At 46.3% G+C, this 18,642-nt stretch carries 10 protein-coding genes; 5 read left to right on the top strand and 5 right to left on the bottom strand.

What is annotated here, in order from left to right; genetic code table 11:
• Window positions 1-417 precede the first annotated feature (417 nt).
• Window positions 418-1,866 (bottom strand): SusD/RagB family nutrient-binding outer membrane lipoprotein, encoded by a 1,449-nt coding sequence (locus tag IC230_RS07905; RefSeq protein ID WP_191038426.1) that lies wholly within the window; start codon window positions 1,864-1,866, stop codon window positions 418-420.
• Between the two features lie 82 nt (window positions 1,867-1,948).
• A complete protein-coding gene (locus tag IC230_RS07900; protein WP_191038425.1) occupies window positions 1,949-5,164 on the bottom strand; it encodes a SusC/RagA family TonB-linked outer membrane protein in 3,216 nt (1,071 codons plus the stop codon).
• A gap of 1,446 nt (window positions 5,165-6,610) precedes the next feature.
• Here IC230_RS07900 and IC230_RS07895 point away from each other — a divergent pair.
• Together IC230_RS07895 and IC230_RS07890 are read left to right on the top strand one after the other, a co-directional pair.
• Window positions 6,611-9,721 (top strand): SusC/RagA family TonB-linked outer membrane protein, encoded by a 3,111-nt coding sequence (locus IC230_RS07895; RefSeq protein WP_191038424.1) that lies wholly within the window; start codon window positions 6,611-6,613, stop codon window positions 9,719-9,721.
• A 22-nt stretch (window positions 9,722-9,743) separates the two neighbouring features.
• On the top strand, window positions 9,744-11,120 hold the full coding sequence (locus IC230_RS07890; RefSeq protein ID WP_191038423.1) for a SusD/RagB family nutrient-binding outer membrane lipoprotein: 1,377 nt from the start codon (window positions 9,744-9,746) through the stop codon (window positions 11,118-11,120).
• 70 nt (window positions 11,121-11,190) lie between these two features.
• On the opposite strand, the gene IC230_RS07885 is transcribed toward IC230_RS07890, so the two are convergent.
• Together IC230_RS07885 and IC230_RS07880 are read right to left on the bottom strand one after the other, a co-directional pair.
• A complete protein-coding gene (locus tag IC230_RS07885) occupies window positions 11,191-12,690 on the bottom strand; it encodes a glycoside hydrolase family 130 protein (RefSeq protein WP_191038422.1) in 1,500 nt (499 codons plus the stop codon).
• Window positions 12,691-12,880: 190 nt separating this feature from the next.
• Complete coding sequence (locus IC230_RS07880) at window positions 12,881-15,247, bottom strand: glycosyltransferase family 4 protein (RefSeq protein ID WP_191038421.1); 2,367 nt, start codon at window positions 15,245-15,247, stop codon at window positions 12,881-12,883.
• A 406-nt stretch (window positions 15,248-15,653) separates the two neighbouring features.
• Between IC230_RS07880 and fbp the strand changes: the two genes are divergently transcribed.
• Together fbp and IC230_RS07870 are read left to right on the top strand one after the other, a co-directional pair.
• Window positions 15,654-16,658, top strand: a complete 1,005-nt coding sequence (fbp, locus tag IC230_RS07875; protein WP_223860422.1) for a class 1 fructose-bisphosphatase — start codon at window positions 15,654-15,656, stop codon at window positions 16,656-16,658.
• A gap of 24 nt (window positions 16,659-16,682) precedes the next feature.
• Entirely contained in the window at window positions 16,683-17,612 is a 930-nt protein-coding gene (locus tag IC230_RS07870; protein ID WP_191038420.1) for a glycoside hydrolase family 43 protein, read from the top strand.
• A gap of 39 nt (window positions 17,613-17,651) precedes the next feature.
• Here the strand turns inward: IC230_RS07870 and IC230_RS07865 are convergent, their stop codons facing one another.
• Window positions 17,652-17,954, bottom strand: coding sequence for a DUF4286 family protein (locus IC230_RS07865; RefSeq protein ID WP_191038419.1), 303 nt, complete (start codon window positions 17,952-17,954; stop codon window positions 17,652-17,654).
• Between the two features lie 86 nt (window positions 17,955-18,040).
• On the opposite strand from IC230_RS07865, the gene IC230_RS07860 reads away from it, so the two are divergent.
• The gene (locus tag IC230_RS07860; RefSeq protein ID WP_191038418.1) at window positions 18,041-18,475 is read left to right on the top strand and encodes a cytochrome B; all 435 of its coding nucleotides are present in this window, start codon (window positions 18,041-18,043) and stop codon (window positions 18,473-18,475) included.
• Window positions 18,476-18,642 lie beyond the last annotated feature (167 nt).

Below are 18,642 nucleotides of genomic sequence, written 5' to 3'. Positions count from 1 at the left end.
GGGGTGTTATGTATATGGTTACTAATCCTATTTCTATTTACATACTCAATCTTGCACTCGTCTCTTCCATCAACCAGCAAGCCTTAGTCTGAGCTACTTTATCTACCGAAAAATCAATATATATACCGATAAATATACTTTTTACGCTTCCCTCGGGATAAACCCTTAGATTTCAATTCGAAATGATAGGTGTTGTATTACTATCGACTATCCTGTCACATGTGCATATGTCTACTTTTGTTTCTGATGCAAAAAATATAGACCCGCACAACTAATTCTTTTGAGATTTTACACCTTAATAGTTGGATAAAGCGTAATGCAGAAAGCGGACCGATCTTGTCGATCCGCTTTTTTTAATACGTAAAAAGCCCAACTCTCTCAAGCTGGGCTTTTTGTACTGTATGGTTCTGATAGGGCTTACTGCTTATCCCACCAAACACGCGTGTACTGATCGTCTTTCCCCTGGCTGGTTGTTACAGTGGCGTAGTTAGCCGCATTCAGGGTTGTTTCCGTAACCGGATACGCCAGACGACGGGGAATATCTGTTCCGCCATTCAATGGACTGGCAGCTGGTTTCAGCACAGGGAAGCCAGTCCGGCGCCAGTTATTCCAGGCTTCCGTTCCCTGGAAGAACAAAGCAATCCACCGCTGATTACCGATTACCTCAAGTGCTTTGGCATCCGTGTAAGCTACATCAGCTTGGGCAATGTATGTATTGAAAGCAGCGTCGGTATAAGCAGTACCTAACCACTGTTGCATCGACGCTTTAACCGCCGATTCATACAGGGTTTTAGCGTTACCGGTTGTCCAACCAAGTTTAGCCGCTTCAGCCTGTGCGAATAAAACTTGCGCGTAGGTAATGATATTCACCGGTGCAGTCTGCGCGCTGATTGCCGAAGCTGCCAATGAGTAATCCTGTGCTTTACCTGGTGCTGGGAATACAGCATAAGGCGCTCCTACAATGTCACCTTTCAGATTAGGTGCTGCATAAACCGGCAAGCGCGGATCGCTTAACTTCTTGAGATAGTCGACAAACGTATTGCTCAAGGCAAAATCTTTACGATTCGACCGAACGTAGTTTGTATACAGCGGATTCTCGTTGTTAGCGTCAGCCAAAAATTTGTACTGTACGTTATCAGCATTAGACGTTAAAACACCATCAGTCAAGGCAGCATTAAACTCAGTTTTACCCGTAGTTGGATCAACTTTAGATAATCGCAAGGCGGCAATTAAACGTAGCGAAGCGGCAAACTTCTTCCAGCGAGCGGCACTGCTTGACAGGATAATATCCCCTGCTACCGTTGAACCCGCGTCGAATTGAGCTGCTGCTTCTTTCCATTCCTTAAACAAATCGGTGTAGATCGCCTGCTGTTTATCAAAAGCGGGTGAAAAATTCTGATCTGCTTTTAATGCCTGACTATACGGCACATCCCCCCAGCGATCCGTTATAAACTGAAAAATATAAGCCTTCAGAATACGGGCAATAGCGATCTGGTTGGCATTCGAGCCATAGTTGGCGGCAAGTCCTTTTGTTCCTGTGTTCGTGTTTTGATCAATTACCTGCTGAAGGTTTACCAATGGCCCCGAATATAATCCATTATAGCTGAAGTTAATGGTCTTATACCGCGAATCTTCGATGTAGGTCACGTCGGAGAATTGCTGTACATATAAAGCTGGAGCTATATTAAAACCACCAGGACCTACTTGCGAGTTGATCGTACCAACAGCGCGCTCAGCACCCGTCAATAAACTAGCCGTATTAGGATTCAGAGCGCTATTGGGGTTTACGTTCAAATCCCCAAAATCATTACAGGCTGCAGTGGTCATTAACAGCCCTGCTACTAGCGAGTATGTATATCCTTTCATTATTTTATACTGTCGTTTAAAAGTTAAACACTAAAAAGAAGTCGTTAATTCTTGCTAATGGCTTCTTTTTAGTGTCTCTGATTTAGAAGCCAAACCGGACGTTAACACCAAACGAGCGAACCGGTGGCAACTGACCACCTTCGTACCAGATCGTCTCCGACTCTGAAATATCAATGCCACCGCCCACTGCACTGTAAATCAACACAGGGTTACGAGCGATCAACGAAATATTTACCGACTTAGCCCATTTACTGATCAGGCGATTGGGCAAATTATAACCGAATGACACCTCCCGCAGTTTAATGTACGTTTTGTCATAGATCCACCGTTCGTTAAGCGCAAACAACCAGCCTTCATATAGGGTCTGAGCATCTACGCGAGTTGTGTTTTGCTTACCATCTTCCGTGACACCATCCAGCAAGACACCACCACCCGTAGCAGGGTCGTCACGCAGAGGCTTGCCTAATTCATTCAAGCCAGCCGTTTCAGCGGACAGACCAGAACCCGCGTTGAACATTTTGGTAGTCGAGAAGAATTTACCGCCAACAACGAAATCAGTGTTCACCCGTAACGACAGGTTTTTATAGGTGAACGTATTCAACCAGCCCCCTTTGAATTTTGGTAAAACCGAGCCTAGTTCAACGTTATCCTGTTTGATATACAAACCTGCATTTGGACCGCTACCGTAAACCATATTCCGACCATTCGCATCTTTCTGAATACCCTGACCTACCAGCGTACCCCAGTCACGTGGCGTACCATCGGTACCTGTGCGGGCATTTAACGTAAGTGTACGCCATTGAGGCCCGTCAACCTGATAATTCGTCAGACCGCTGGCCAGTTCAACCACCTGCGTACGGTTTCGGTCGGCGTTAATATCGAATTCCCAGTTAAAGCCCGACGATGAGCGAATCGGATTAGCGTAGATGTGCAGTTCCAGACCCGACGTGCGAATCAAGCCAGCATTCACGACAGCATTTGTGTATCCGCTGGTTGGCGCAACCGGTAAAGGGATAATCTGATTTTTGTTGTTGTTCTGGTAAGCAGTAAACTCCAAGCCAATCCGATTATTCAGGAATTTCAAATCAATCCCACCTTCAACCGACTCAGACAAACCTGGCTTAAGGTCACTATTGGGTAACGTACCGGGCAAGAAGGCCGTCGCGCTATTACCATACGGTTGACCTGCTGTATACGCCAGTGATGTTTGATAAGGCCCTACATCTGTTCCTACCTGCGCATAGCCAGCCCGAATTTTACCGTACGACAGAATATTGCTCTTTGGCAGGAGTTCAGTAAAGATTAACCCGGCTGAAAGCGATGGATAAAAATAGGAGTTGTTCGCTTTAGGCAGCGTTGATGACCAGTCGTTCCGGATAGACCCCTCCAGGAATATAAAATCCCGGAAACCTAAACTTACGTTTGCAAATACGCTATTGACTTGGCGTTCAAACAAAAAGTTATTGGCTACTGGGCGGTTAATCGAAGCCGCAATGTTGTAGAAGCCTGGAGCAGATAAGCCACCCTGCGTAGCCTGGAATAGCCCATCAATACGGTTATACCGAATGTTACCACCACCGTTAGCTACAACTGACAGGTCTTTGAAATTTTGATTATAGTTCACCAAAACTTCGTAGTTATTTTCACGCGTGTTAGCACTCAGCGTAGAGAAGGCACCTAAACCACCTTCATTCAACGTACCAATAGCGACTTTACCCTGTTGATAGTAAGCGCTTTGGTCACGACGTATCGTAGCAGATGCTTTCAGAGCGGGCGTAAACTGATACGTCAGACCAATATCACCGAACAACCGATCACCCCGGTTTGTGTTGGTGTTCTCATAAGCCTGCGTAAATGGACTGTCCCAGTATTTCGGCTTTGGGTCAGTTGGTCCACCGATATTCCAGCTTCGGAACGTACCATCCGGATTTTTGTAGTTCCGTAGATCGTCCATGTTTAACTGACGCTGAAACCATTGATTGAACATCCCAATAGTCTGGTTATAGCCGTTCAGGGTTGAATTGCTTACGCCAAACAGGTTGTTACTTACACCCGTACCCCCTGACGAGCCATACCGGTCAGCAGGCTGGTTTTTCGTATTGGTCGACGTATAGTTAATGTTCAGATTCGCCGTCAGGTTCTTAGAGAACGTGATAGAGTTTTTAGCACTGATATAATCTCTGCTTTGTGATGAATTCGGAACAATCCCGTTATTGATGATGTGCGTATAGGAAATGCGGCTCTGAAAGTTGTCCGTTCCCCGCGAAAAGGCAATGTTTGTGTTATTGCTGATTGGTTTCTCGAAGAAGTCGCGCACGTTGTTGGGTTGTGGCGAAAACGGAGTCAACTGACCAAACTCCGATCCGGGCTGCCAGGAAAATGCCGAGCGGTGGGGCGATCCGTCCATACGAGGGCCCCAGCTTTCGTCAGCGGAATAATCCAGAATTTTCTGACCATTAAACGAAGCCCAGTTAGCTGGGTGAATTTTCGGATCGTACTGAAACGTTTCCCACTCCTGCGAATAACCACCACCGTACTCATTCTGATACTTGGGCAACAGCGCTACCATGTCCATCGTAGTGCTATGGTTAACATCTAACCGTGTTTCACCAGACTTAGCCCGTTTTGTCGTAATGACAATAACCCCAGCCGAAGCCCGGTTACCATACAGAGCAGTAGCCGAAGGGCCTTTCAAAACCGTCAGGTTATCAACGTCATCCATGTTTACCTGACTGATATCTGTTGGTGTACCATCCACTACGTATAATGGATCACCGCCCGTCAGGGAGTTAACCCCACGAATACGGATGCTTGGATTACCGAATTTGGCTGCTGACTGTCCCAAAATCTGTACGCCAGCGACCTTACCGGCTAAGGCATTTCCTACGTTCTGATCACGGGCAAAGTTCAGTTTGTCTGCTTTAACATCCTGAACAGAGTAGTTAAGCGCCTTTTTATCGCGCGAAATACCCAATGCCGTTACAACAACCTCCTGCAATTGAGAAGCGTCGGGATTTAGCACTACGTTGATGTTCGTGCGATTACCAATGGCAACTTCCTGCGTTGTAAAACCGATGAAACTAAGAACCAGCCTTGAATTGGCTGGAGCGTTAAGCTGAAACGAGCCGGTCGCATCTGAGCTGGTTCCGCGCGATGTGCCTTTTATAGTGATGTTAACACCAGGCAGAGGAGAACTATCTTCTGATGAAGTGACCTTTCCCGTAATGACCTGGTCCTGAGCCATCAACGGAATAGCGAATAAACACAGTATGAACTGCGTTAATAGAAATTTACACATAGAACATCGTTTAAGTTAAGAAGTGCACTATTTACGAAAATGCCACCAAATATACTGAATTCTTTAATATTACGCCTATGTTAAATTTTATGAGAGTGCCCTATTAAGGTATATCTTAAAAGGATGCTGGCCATTATTAAAATAATATATGCCAAAACAAATGTTTCTCACTGTTCGGCGCTTAAAAAACCAGGAGCGTATGTCATTTAGGATAACTCTATTTGAATAGAGTATTAACTGATGTGGCAGTTACTTCGCCTGTCAGGTAATCTCATCATTTCTATCAGTTCGCAGATTTGTATCTTACGATCAATTCGAAATCAGATTCGTTTATTGCTGGAGCCTATAAAAACACACCTATTTCATTTTATTTGTTTACGAATCCAGCTAGTTCAAAACATATGTCTTTGTTTATTTCTGGAACAGATCAATCAATATTTTTTTAAACAGACATAAACGATAGTTGCAATCGTATTTCGTTTCATATTTATCTACCTCATTACCAAATCTTTAAAACGATATCTAATTTAATATACTATACTTTCGCAAAACTTAAAATTCGCACGCATTGAAGCTCCGCAATGTGCTGACAGCCAGTACTTAAAAAAATAAATAATAAATAAAATTTCTTATACTATCACTTTTCCTAGATCAGATGTACTTAACACATTCTGAGAACTTTTAATAACAAATTAGTATTTTTACTCAGTCACGCTTTTATATAAATTGCCTGATTTCATTAAAATTAGGGTTGTCTTAACTGCATTACTATTAATTAGACAAGAAATTTATATTTTACTTGACAACGTCATGGTTGACTTGCTTATACAATCTAAATATATAGTCAGAAAAAGACTATCAGCAATATAGTAAAAATACTTAAGCAATTTTAATCTTGGTTCAGAATTATAGTTTTAATCAATATCAGAAAACTGACTGATTATTCTTGGCTATGTTTTTTAAAGAAGTTGCTTGTACGAAAAACAACGAACACTGTTGTATATATGTAAAAAATAGTAAGTTTGTTACTTCTTAACTTAATTACTAAGGCTCTTCCTTTACCATTGACGCTATAAGCGGTAACAGGAAGTGGTGCTCTGTCCGATCAAATAAAGCAGAACACACATGAATACAGATAAAGTATTGTTGTACTCATCCTTTCCGACTAAATGCCTGTGATTAATTCCTAATCACATTCTTCACTTCAGGTATTATTTCCCAATCATCAAGGCTATCTGGCCTTCTTATCAGGCATTTCTGCTGTTTCTAACTAGCCGAAGTGTTCTGCCAGCCTGTTCCTAAAGAATAAGTATGGCATCACCTGATAACTGGCTTTTCGGGCAAGACTATTCCATTATAGAGTGGTCTTTAAAGGTGTTAACATCGTGTTAACTGTTAATTGTAAAAAAAGTTGTGTGATCATTCATTAACAAAACAAATCAATTTATGAAAAAGCTTTTATGGGGACTAGTGCTGCTTAGCTCAATAAGCTTTGCTTATGCACAAGATCGGACTGTGACCGGAAAAGTCACAACCGCCGAGGATGGGGGTGTCTTGCCAGGAGCCAACGTCCAGATTCAGGGAACATCGCGAGGTACGAATACCGACGTTCAGGGTAATTATAGCATCAACGTACCTGACAATACCACGCTTATTTTTAGCTTTATTGGTGTCGAATCGCAGCAAATCAAAGTTGGCTCACAAACAACAATCAACGTTGCACTAAGAGCTGACACGAAACAGTTGAATGAAGTAGTGGTAACGGCTCTGGGTTCCCAGCGGGATAAGCGAACACTGGGTTATTCAGTTTCTAACGTATCAGGCGATGCCCTAACCCGATCCGGCGAGCCGAACGTCATTCAGGGACTAGCTGCTAAAACCGCTGGAGTCATCGTAACAAGTGCGTCCGGAACGCCGGGCGCTTCCAGCAAAATTGTATTACGTGGCCCTTCGACGTTTACGGGAGAACAACAACCACTTATTGTGGTCGATGGTGTCCCAATCAACAACGAAACCACTACGTCGTCGGCTGGTGATTATCCATTTAATGCCAACCTGGGCGGTGTAAACAACTCAAACCGGGCGCTGGATCTGAATCCTGACGATATCGCATCGGTAACCATTCTGAAAGGACCAGCCGCAGCAGCCCTGTATGGTGCCCGAGCGGGCAATGGTGCCATTGTTTACACAACTAAAAAGGGGCAGAAACGCAATGGAATTGGCGTAACGGTTGGCTATCGTGTGGAGCTTTCAGAGGTAAATAAGTTGCCTGCCTTACAATCGTCCTACGCACAAGGCACCGGAGGGCAATACGCAACAGCGGATGCCGGACCCGACCAGAGGCATGGTACGGACGACGATGGCCCTGCTGGTACCCCTAATAGCTGGGGACCACTGATTTCGAGTGTTCCGACGTTACAATCGTATGATAATCCGGGTAATTTTTTCAAAACAGCCGTATCACACACCACAAACGTAGCCTTAGCGGGAGGCAATGACAAAGCCAATTTCCGTATTTCCTGGGGCAACCTGATTCAGAATGGGATTATACCCAACACAGATTATAAGCGTAATACCATTCGGGTAACTGGTGAAGCTACGATGGCCGAAAATCTGAAAATTGGTGGAACCGTCAGTTATATCAAGTCGGGAGGTAACAAATCCCAGAATGGAAGCAACGTAGCTGGGGTTATGCTGAGTTTACTACGGGCACCAGCTTCCTACGATCTTCGGAATTATCAGTTTCCGAAAACCGGCTATAATGAGAACTACTATGCGTTCTACGATAATCCCTATTATAGCGCTTACAAAAACCCATTCACGGATGATATTAACCGGGTACTGGGCAATATCTATCTGAATTATCACCGCTCAGCTCATCTGGATCTAACGTATAAGATTGGTGTGGATGCTTATTCGGACGCCCGGCGGCAGGTTTTTTCGGTCAGCTCGAACGGAGACGATAATCAGCAGACGTACGGACAGGTTAATTACGATAACATTACCAGTCGCGATGTGTATGGTGATTTAATTCTGCGGGGTGAACACCGCTTCAGCGACAAATTCGGCGTCAATTATACGGCTGGTCATAATATTACCTCGTTCAATTTCACGGATAACTTCGCCCGGGGTCGGAATCTTTCCATTCCTAACTTCTACAACCTGGGTAATGCCGCTGAATTATATGCATCGAATAGTGGCAATTTACGCCGACTGACAACGGCCGTTTTTGGGCAGCTGGATTTTGATTACGCCAATCAGTTGTATTTGTCCTTCACTGGTCGGAATGAATGGTCGTCAACGTTTGATCGGGCAGTTAAAAATAACTTTTTCTATCCCTCAGCTTCGTTGTCGTGGGTGTTTACCGAAAGCGTCCTGAAAAACACGCCCATATCGTTCGGGAAAGTACGCCTGGCCTACGCCGAATCCGGGATTCCGCCTGTTCCGTACCGAACACGGACCTATTTTAGCAAACCATCATTTACGGATGGATTTACCAATGGCTTGAATTTTCCGTATGGTGGGGTGAATGGCTACGCTTTTTATAATGCTATCGTCGGAACGGCTGACCTCAGACCTGAGCGGGTAAAAGGGCTCGAAGCGGGTATTAATCTTAAGTTTCTCCAGAACAAAATCGATCTGGACGTAACGGCCTATCAGCAAACAACCGTTGATATTCTTCTGCAGCAACCTACCGCTCCGGGGTCAGGCTTTACAGCTAAATACATCAATGCGGGGCAGTTACGTAACCGGGGTATTGAAGTTATGCTGGGCATTAACGCCATCAAAACACCCGCTTTCTCGTGGGATATCAATCTGAACTGGTCGAAAAACGTCAGTAAAGTGCTGGCGCTTACCGAAGGCGTAACTGAGGTGAGTCTGGAATCAGCTTTCAACGGCATTGGCGGGTATGCGATCGTTGGCCAGCCCCTGGGCGTATTGTATGGTACGAAATGGCAACGTAACGACGCGGGTCAGTTAATTATTGGCTCGAATGGATTACCACAGTTGCAGGGTGCTCAGCAGAACATTGGCAATCCGTACCCAAACTGGCTTAGTAACATCCGGAATACATTCACGTTCAAAGGAATTACACTGACTGCCCTGCTCGATATTCGTCGTGGTGGCGCCATATGGAACGGAACTTACGCCCGTTTACAGCGGATCGGCCGTACGCAGGAGTCTGCCGACCGCGAGCATACCTACGTAATACCGGGCGTAACGGCAACGGGCGAAGCCAATACGAAAGCCATTTCAGCGCTGGATTATTACAGCAAGTATTTGGGCGATAATGGCGGAGCAGCCGAGCAGTTCGTAGAAAATGTGAACTGGTTCCGGGTTCGCGAGGTGTCGCTGAGCTACCGTATCAAGCTGAAAAAATACATCGATTACGTGGACGTATCGGTTTCCAGCCGGAACCTGTACCTGAATACGAACTACAAAGGCGTCGATCCGGAAACGAGTCTGACAGGCGCTGGCTCGAACCTACAGGGTTTTGATTACTTCAACAACCCTGGCACGAAATCATACATTTTCGGCATCAATTTCGGATTCTAACTTCTCAAAAAAACTGTTCATCATGAAGAAGACATTTTTTGCTGCTCTGGCCCTGGGTATCATTGCCAGTTCGTGCAGTAATCAACTGGATGAGTATGCCATTAACCCTAACTCACCTGAAGCAGCCTCAGCGCCTACGTTATTATCAGGCGCGGAACTATCTACGTTTGCTACGTATGGGGGTCAGATTGCCCGAATCAGTAGTGTATTGGCACAACAGGCTGCAGGAAATCAGTTTCAGCTGCAAACGTTCGGGCAGTATGTTATCACGGAAGCTGACATTACCAACGAATGGGCAACGATTTACAACGGAGCGCTCATCAACACGAAAACCCTTATGGATCAATACAGCACGGGTAACCCTTACTACGTGGGTATGACCAAGGTGCTGATGGCCATGAACTTTGGCATTGCAACCGATTATTGGGGCGATGTACCCTTTACGGAAGCAGCGCAGGCACTCCAGGGAAATTTTCAGCCTAAATACGACAAGCAGGAAGACGTTATCAAAGGGATTCAGACCTTGTTAGATGATGCCATTACCAATTTGAGCCAGCCCGTATCGGCCAATACGTTCGTACCGGGTACGGACGATATTATCTTTAAAGGAAATGTGCAGGCCTGGATCAATGCTGCTTATATTATCAAGGCGCGTTATGCCAACCGGCTTAGCCAGGTAGATCCAACGGGCAGCGCTACACAGGCCTTGGCGGCACTAAACAAAGTGTCGGCTGATCAACCCGATATGAACGCCATTTTCTATGATGTAGCCGGTAACTATAACCAGTGGTATGATTTTCTGTCTGTTCGGGCAAACTACATTAAGATGGGTAAGTTCTTCGTCGATTATTTGAAGACGACGAATGATCCCCGACTTCCTTATCTTGTCTCATTAGACGAAAAAAAGGGTTATTCAGGCCTGGCGCCCGAAGAGTCGGATAATTCGGCTGCATCTGACCCGGGTCCTGCCGTTGCTTCTTCAACTTCGCCCACTCCGCTGGCTACCTATTCGGAAGCCAAATTTATTGAAGCGGAAGCGCAGTTGCGTCTCGGTAAAAAAGCTGAATCTGCTGCTGCTTATAATACAGCTGTTGCTGCTTCCGTGAAACGGATAACCGGTTCCGACATTCCGACGGCTTTCAGGCAGGCATTGGCTAGCGAAACAACTACGTCGATTACCCTGGAAAAAATTATCAACCAGAAATACGTAGCTCTGTTCACTTTGCCGGAAGGGTACAATGACTGGCGTCGGACGGGTTTCCCAGCCTTAAAAGCGAATCAGGATTCTGACAAAAAAGCCATTCCACTACGTTTGCCAACCTCACAGGATGAACGGAATTACAATAAAAATGCTACCGTGGTCGATGATATTTACCAGGCTGTCTGGTGGGACAAATAAAGCTGAATCAATAGACAAACAAAATCGCCTGCCGCTACGTAGCGGCAGGCGATTTTGTTTGTCTATGCGTCTATTTTACCTGTACTTCTTCCGGAGCAATCACCTCTTCCAGTTTGCTTTTGCCGGTTAGTTCCGCCAGGAGTTCAGTGACATTTACCGTGGCAAAGCTGCTGGCGTAATCTGACATGGCATAAGGAATGATCAGTTCGCCGTTGTTGATAAGCCCTCCGCAACTATATACTACGTTCGGTACGTACCCTTCGCGCTCATTTTCATCCGGGCTAAGAATTGGTTCACTGGTACGGCCAATTACTTTGCTGGGATCATTCAGATCGAGCAGGAAAGCGCCGATCGCATATTTCCGCATAGGCCCAACGCCGTGACTAAGCACTAACCATCCTTCCTCGGTTTCGATGGGCGAACCGCAATTACCCAGTTGAACATACTCCCAATGATACGTTGGCTTCAAGATCAACTCTTTAAGCTGCCAGAAGTACAGATCGTCGGAATACATCAGGTAGATGTTCTCACCATCCTGCCGCGAAATCATGGCGTATTTTCCGTTGATTTTACGAGGAAACAACGCCATGCCTTTGTTTGACACTTCAGCTCCATTCAACGTGCTGACGCTGAAATGAGTAAAGTCCTTCGTTTCCAGAAGCTGCGGGAACGTTACGCGCCCGTTGTATGCCGTATACGTAGCGTAATAGGTCACTTCACCGTCATCGTCAGTAAATTGCACAAACCGGGCATCCTCAATCCCGTTCGTTTCGTTCGGCGACGTTGGAAAAATGCAGCGTTCGTCTAAACTCTGATCCTCTTCAAAGTGTATTTCGTAGTTTGATTTAGCCAGAGCTAACAGACCACTCGCAATTGTCTCATATTCAGCATTGTAACGATACTGAGCCGATACACGCTTGATCTGGGCTTCAAGTTCGGAAAGATTGAATTCATCGCCCAGGCCCATCATCATCTTCTCCTGGATGCTATTTTCTAAACGCAGCTCATACAACTTACGCTCAAACTGAGACCGGCTGAATTGATGATTCTGTACAATATCGGGGGAGGTTACGTAACGCGATGGCTTACGCAACACGATCTTCCCGGCTTCATCGATATAGCCCATTCGAAACGAAATGGACGATACGTGTCCCTCTCCCGTTGCCCGCAGGCTCAGAATAAATCGTTTATACCCCGGTGGTACGTTCGTCTGGTCGGGGTGCCAGATCATCGACGGGTTGAACAGCGCAGCCGACTCGAGTGAATATTCCATCGTGAAATACGCTCCCAGCAACAGTTTACGCTCTTCCGTTAAAGGCTCATCCGTCAACAGTTGCGATTTTATCTGATCGAACCGCTGGAGCAGGAATCGCTCCAGTTTATAGTGACGACCGCCAAACTCCCGAATGACTTCATCTAGTTTACGTTCAGCTTCTTCATCCGTCATGCTCCCAACCCGGGCAATGATCTTTAAGGTACGGGTTGTACTGCCCAGTTCAAACGGGCGAAACAAAACCCGAGTGGGATCGGGTCGAAGCACTATGCCGGTGCGGGTGGCTTTTATACTCATTAGCTGTCAAAAATTGTGTTTTTCGTCGACACAAAGTAGAACGAATAAGACGCCGAAAACAAGGTAATAAGGCAGTTTTATCCTTAAAATTTGTTTTCAGCGTCTTCTTTTAAGCAAATGCGTGATCCTCTGAGTAGTCACCGAACCAACGACTATCGGTAATCAATCAGAGTCTATTTACTAACTATCTTTATCCATTTGTTAGGGCTGGCAGTACAACTTTCATTGGCTTTACATCGGCACGCCGTTTCTGGCTCATGTATAGCTCAGCTAACGCAATTAAGTAAGATAGAGTCGATTCAGCACCCTGATTCTGGTTTACACGGTCAATGTGCAAACCATCCCGACAACCGCCCGTCTGCTGATCGTAGAGTGGAAGACCCAAATCATTAAGCCCTGAGAACCACTTGAAAATTCGGATTGCGGTACGTTGCCACTCGTCATCGCCCGTTATCTCGAACGCCGTTAAGCAGGCTGACATGGTGCTTTGCGCTTCCAGCGGTTGCTGATCAAAATACGCACGCGGCTGACCTCGCGTATAAAAACCGTTTGAACCGATCGGCTGGAAATGGCCATTGGGAGCCGTTTGCAGGTCAACCAGCCAACGTAGCGAGTTGATTCCAATGTTGATCAATTTTTCGTCACCGGAACGTAGCAGGCCATGAGCCAGCACGGCGTTGTCGTATGATAATGTATTTTCAAACCACGGCCAGTCTTCCGTTGCCGTTTCTGTATAGCGAAATATCAGTTTGTCGAGCAACTGACGCTGTATGTTTTTGGCCAAGCGATCATCGTTAAACTTTTTCTGATATTCATGAATACCCAGCAACGCAAACGCCCAGGCACGGGGCGATGACATGCTCGCCATAGTAGGTAGTACTTTCTCTAACAGGCTCATCGCCCAGGTTACCGTATTCCGTTCTGTAGCCCGACCAATGCACGTACCAAGCGCCCAGATCGTCCGTCCGGTGCTATCATCAGAGCCAATCTCTTCGAGCCAGCGACGGTCATAGCTCATGAAGTTCCGGAACCGCCGATACTCATCCGTGTAAGCATGGTTGATAAAAGCACAGTAGTTATCAGAAGCCTTCGATAGTTTCTGATCACCCAGTCCAGCTTCCTGCAGGATTTGGGTTAAAATAAGTGCTCTGGCGTTGTCATCGGTGCAGTATCCTTCCTCGTAATACGGCAGGTGATGGCGCGCATGCTGTACGATACCCGTTGAGTCTGTCAGTCGGAACAGATGATCCAGCCGAAGCGTAGGCAATTTAAACGCCAGAGTGCTGTGTGCGCCCATGCTATACGGAATCTGGCTGTTGATATTACTCATCCGCTCCTGACGAGCCTGTGCAAACGAATGGGCGTACGACTGAATGACTTGTTCCCAGATCATCTCACGACCCATTAAATACGCTTTCTTACGCATAGCGTGGCGCGTCGGTTCGTCTGTTAGCAAATGGATCAGTTGGTCAGCCGTAGCTTCTGAGTCGCCGAAAGGTACTAACACCCCCCGACCATCAGCCAGAAGTTCTTCAGCATGCCAGTAAGGCGTCGATACGACTGCTTTGCCACAACCAAACGCATACGACAGGGTACCCGACGTAATCTGAGCCGGGTTCATGTAAGGCGTAATGTAAATATCGGCCGAACCCAGATACTCCAGAAGGTCTTCTAACTCGACGAATTGATTATAAAACCGGACATTGTCCCGGACGCCCAGATCGGCCGCCAGCTTTTTCAGGCTGTTCCGATAGGTTTCGCCTTCGTGCTTTAATAAATGTGGATGTGTTGCACCCAACACCATATACACCACGTTCGGATGCTGTTCGACGATGCGCGGCAACGCTTTGATTACGTTCTCAATTCCTTTGTTGGGCGATAGTAGGCCAAACGTCAGTAAGGTCTGTTTGCCTTCCATGCCGAACTTATCCTTGTAGAAATGTGGATCAACAAACGGCATATCAGGAATTCCGTGCGGTATCAGATCGATTTTGCTTTCAGGAATTTCGTAGATATTGATCAAAAAATTTCGTCCCTTCTCCGACATACAGATCACCCGCGACGATAAATCGGCAATACTTTTCAGCACCAGCAGTTGCTCTTCATTCGGGTCTTTCAGAATCGTATGGAACGTAGTGACCACGGGCATGGTCAGGTTACGTAATAAGGTCAAGATATAACTACCCGCTGGTCCGCCAAAGATGCCATACTCGTGTTGCAGACACACCACGTCGACATCTTTCGAGTTCAGGAATTCAGCCGCTTTTCGATAGGCTTCCTGGTCGTGCTGGTAGAAATCGTACCGAACTTCGCTGGGGTAATCGTAGCTATCAATTGTATCATTTACGGATACAACTAACGGGTTAGAGTCAGGGATGAACGTATCGTAGGACTTATACAAATCAGAGGTAAACGTAGCGATTCCACATTGACGGGGTAGATAGTCACCAACGAATGCTACGTGTTTAGGATTGTGACCCCATACCGTTGACTCTGTTCTATCAGGAGTAGAATTTTTTTGCGGCTGAACGCCAACGCGGTTTACATTATTTGTCATATCTATCAAGTAATCAATATAGCTATTGTACAATCTACTACTCTATAAGCAGCTTACAGCCCCTTTTGTTTAGCCGAACGATGCAATTTGACTCTCTACGAAGCTACTCCACTTTTTTAGCAGATTATTGTCCAACTAAACCTCGCTTTTGCCCTATTATCGATTAGCTGTACGCTCAGACTAAGAGCATAAATTACTATCCGCATGGCTGCGTCCGATAACCGATTGTCAGGCAATAAATGGGTATCGAACCGTTGGTGACTGCTTTTAAAATAATACAACGCAAGTCCCAGACGAATGCGTTTCGGCAGGCATTACGGCAACTGGCTACGCGATTCGATAACAGTCCAATACGTTTCACCAGAACGTTTTTTACTCGACCGATTAACCCGATGAAAACCAGATCATGAATTCGCCCTTTTCTCACTCCCTGACAATGCCCGTCGGTACCACCCTCGACCGGTATATTATGCAACGACAACTGGCTTTTGCTTACGCAACCGGTGAGCTATCCCAGTTACTACGCGACCTTGCGCTGGCCGCTAAAATTGTTCACCGGGAAGTAAACCGGGCCGGGCTAATCGATCTGACGGGCGGTATGGGACTGCAAAACGTTCAGGGAGAGAGTCAGCAAAAATTAGATGTGGTTGCTGATATTCGGTTCCGGCGGGCACTCACCAACGGGGGCGAAGTCTGCGCCCTGATTTCGGAGGAGGAAGAAGACATTATCTACACCGGAAATAATCAGGGCAAGTACGTTGTCGCTATTGATCCGCTGGATGGTTCCTCTAATATTGATGTGAACGTATCGATCGGAACGATCTTTTCCATCTATCGACGCGTAACGCCCATTGGCACAGCACCGACGGTTGAGGATTTTTTACAGGGCGGCCACGAACAGGTAGCGGCTGGTTATATTCTGTACGGTTCCTCAACGATTCTGGTTTACACGACCGGGCATAGCGTAGACGGCTTTACGTATGATAACTCACTGGGTGAATTCATTCTCTCCCACCCCGACATTAAAACGCCGACCGACGGGGCTATCTATTCCTGCAATGATGGCAACGTTGATACGTATGAACCCGCTATTCAGACGTATTTGACGATGTGCCGACGAAAGGAGTACACGGCCCGCTACATCGGTTCTTTAGTCGCTGATTTTCACCGAAACCTGCTAAAAGGGGGCATCTATCTCTATCCGCCTACTTCGAAAAACCCGGATGGTAAGCTGCGGCTATTGTACGAATGCTATCCACTGGCTTTTCTGGCAGAACGGGCGGGAGGCAAGGCCATTACGTCATCAGGTTCCGTGCTGGATGTTCAACCTCAGTATCTGCACCAGCGCGCTCCCTTATACATTGGCGCCCCTTCGATGATGAACGAGCTGACTCAGTTGTTACGTGCTTAACGTTTTCATTCGTAGTACTTCTTCATGAAAAGAACCTTGTCCATAGTTTATTTTCTGCTGTTGAGCAGTCTGGTTTTAGCTCAAAAAACAGCCCCCGTTTATCTGTTTGCCTACTTTAAAGACAACGGTCAGGACGGGCTGCATCTCGCTTACAGTAACGATGGCTATCAATATCAATCCCTGAAAGGCGATAGTTCGTTTCTAAAGCCTACGGCTGGTAAAGACAGGCTCATGCGTGACCCGTGCATCATTCGGGGAGCTGATGGCAAATTTCACATGGTCTGGACGGTAAGTTGGAATGAGAAAAGCATTGGTTACGCATCATCTGAGGACCTGATCCACTGGTCGGAGCAGCAGACCATTCCGGTTATGGAACATGAACCGGATGCACGGAATTGCTGGGCCCCCGAACTGCTTTACGACAGCCGTACGAAGGACTACATGATCTACTGGGCAACAACCATCAAAGGGAAATTTCCGGAAACGCAGGACAAAGCTGAAAACGCTTATAACCACCGGATGTACTACGTTACCACAAAGGATTTCAAGACCTATACGCCAGCTAAGCTGCTCTATGAACCCGGTTTTAACGTGATTGACGCGACAATCCAGACAGACGGTCAGCAATACGTAATGTTCTTAAAAGATGAAACACGAACCCCTCCTCAGAAAAATCTACGCGTAGCGTTCAGCAAAACCAGTACGGGTCCCTATACGAAAGCCAGTCCGCCCATTACGGGTAACTATTGGGCAGAGGGACCAACGGTTGCAAAAGTTGATGGTCAGTGGGTAGTTTATTTCGATAAATACACAGAGCACACCTACGGCGCTGTAGCGTCAAAAGACCTGCAAACCTGGACTGATATATCGGACAAGATTCGTTTTCCTAAAGGCACCCGACATGGTACGGTACTGACTATTTCGCCAGCCGAATTAGCTAAGTTAAAACGGTAATTAATTTTCAGAAAAGCGATTCTGAGCAACTTCGACAAACTATACATCTTCCAGCAACGTATCAAACGACACAAACTGATTGCCGAAGCGGTGCTGAATGCGCTTACGTAACGTATCGGCGTGAAGCTCCTGATAGGCGAGGTAATCTTCCATCGCCGAAAAATTGAGCTGAACCGAATACGTGACTCCCCCATTATCGAGTTCAGTCAGCAGACGGAGAATTTTGTGTTCAACAGGCAATTCAGTAGCCATAGCAGCTGGCAGAAAGAATAATTTCATCCAGCGAAGCCAGTCAGTATCGATCTCAGTAGCTACGCTATACGTGGTGTTGTAAAGAATCATATAGCGCAAACAACAAACAAGCGGTGTAAGTTGGCTATTTGGTTGTTTCTTTGCCGATCAAATCGTTCGTTAAACATACCTGACTTATGTATTCTGGATTAGTACATGCTCACTCGGGGCTGCGCTGGATTGCCCTTATTCTGTTAGTAGCGGCTGTAGCAACAGCGATCAGCCGGTGGCAAGGCCGAAACAGCTTTACCGATGGCAATCGCAAATTGAACCTGTTCACCCTGATTTCGGTACACACGCAGTTGATCATAGGCTTGCTTTTGTTGTTCATCAGCCCAAAGGTTAATTTCGGTATGATGAGTGAAAAACTCTATCGTTTCTACAGTGTGGAGCATACGGCCGGCATGCTGATTGCCATTATACTCATTACGATTGGTTACTCACGCTCGAAACGAGCCAGCAACGACACAACAAAGCATCGGTTGGTCAGTATTTTTTATGGATTAGGCTTGCTATTAATTCTGGCCTCTATTCCCTGGCCCTTCCGGATTTCCGGTGCAGGCTGGTTTTGATTTCACAGCTGATGATCCGATAAAGGTGGTTGTTGGGCATAGACAACATCAATGAAGAGCGGCCTTTCTGGCGTGGTACCTATCGTGTGTACCATCCGAAAAGGCCGCTCTTTTTGTACATGAGGAATCAGTTAACAAATTAAAATCCAATAGTTTCAATCGGCATT

This window comes from Spirosoma validum (assembly GCF_014699035.1).
GTDB lineage: Bacteria > Bacteroidota > Bacteroidia > Cytophagales > Spirosomataceae > Spirosoma > Spirosoma validum.
The sequence above is the reverse complement of the archived record's forward strand: the minus strand, read 5'-3'. Positions and strand labels throughout refer to the sequence as shown.

Excerpts from the sequence above, each read along its gene's own strand:
- IC230_RS07895 (WP_191038424.1), top strand. The coding sequence starts at position 6,611 with ATGAAAAAGCTTTTATGGGGACTAGTGCTGCTTAGCTCAATAAGCTTT.
- IC230_RS07885 (WP_191038422.1), bottom strand. The coding sequence starts at position 12,690 with ATGAGTATAAAAGCCACCCGCACCGGCATAGTGCTTCGACCCGATCCC.
- IC230_RS07865 (WP_191038419.1), bottom strand. The coding sequence starts at position 17,954 with ATGATTCTTTACAACACCACGTATAGCGTAGCTACTGAGATCGATACT.
- IC230_RS07900 (WP_191038425.1), bottom strand. The coding sequence starts at position 5,164 with ATGTGTAAATTTCTATTAACGCAGTTCATACTGTGTTTATTCGCTATT.
- IC230_RS07890 (WP_191038423.1), top strand. The coding sequence starts at position 9,744 with ATGAAGAAGACATTTTTTGCTGCTCTGGCCCTGGGTATCATTGCCAGT.
- fbp (WP_223860422.1), top strand. The coding sequence starts at position 15,654 with ATGAATTCGCCCTTTTCTCACTCCCTGACAATGCCCGTCGGTACCACC.
- IC230_RS07905 (WP_191038426.1), bottom strand. The coding sequence starts at position 1,866 with ATGAAAGGATATACATACTCGCTAGTAGCAGGGCTGTTAATGACCACT.
- IC230_RS07880 (WP_191038421.1), bottom strand. The coding sequence starts at position 15,247 with ATGACAAATAATGTAAACCGCGTTGGCGTTCAGCCGCAAAAAAATTCT.
- IC230_RS07870 (WP_191038420.1), top strand. The coding sequence starts at position 16,683 with ATGAAAAGAACCTTGTCCATAGTTTATTTTCTGCTGTTGAGCAGTCTG.
- IC230_RS07860 (WP_191038418.1), top strand. The coding sequence starts at position 18,041 with ATGTATTCTGGATTAGTACATGCTCACTCGGGGCTGCGCTGGATTGCC.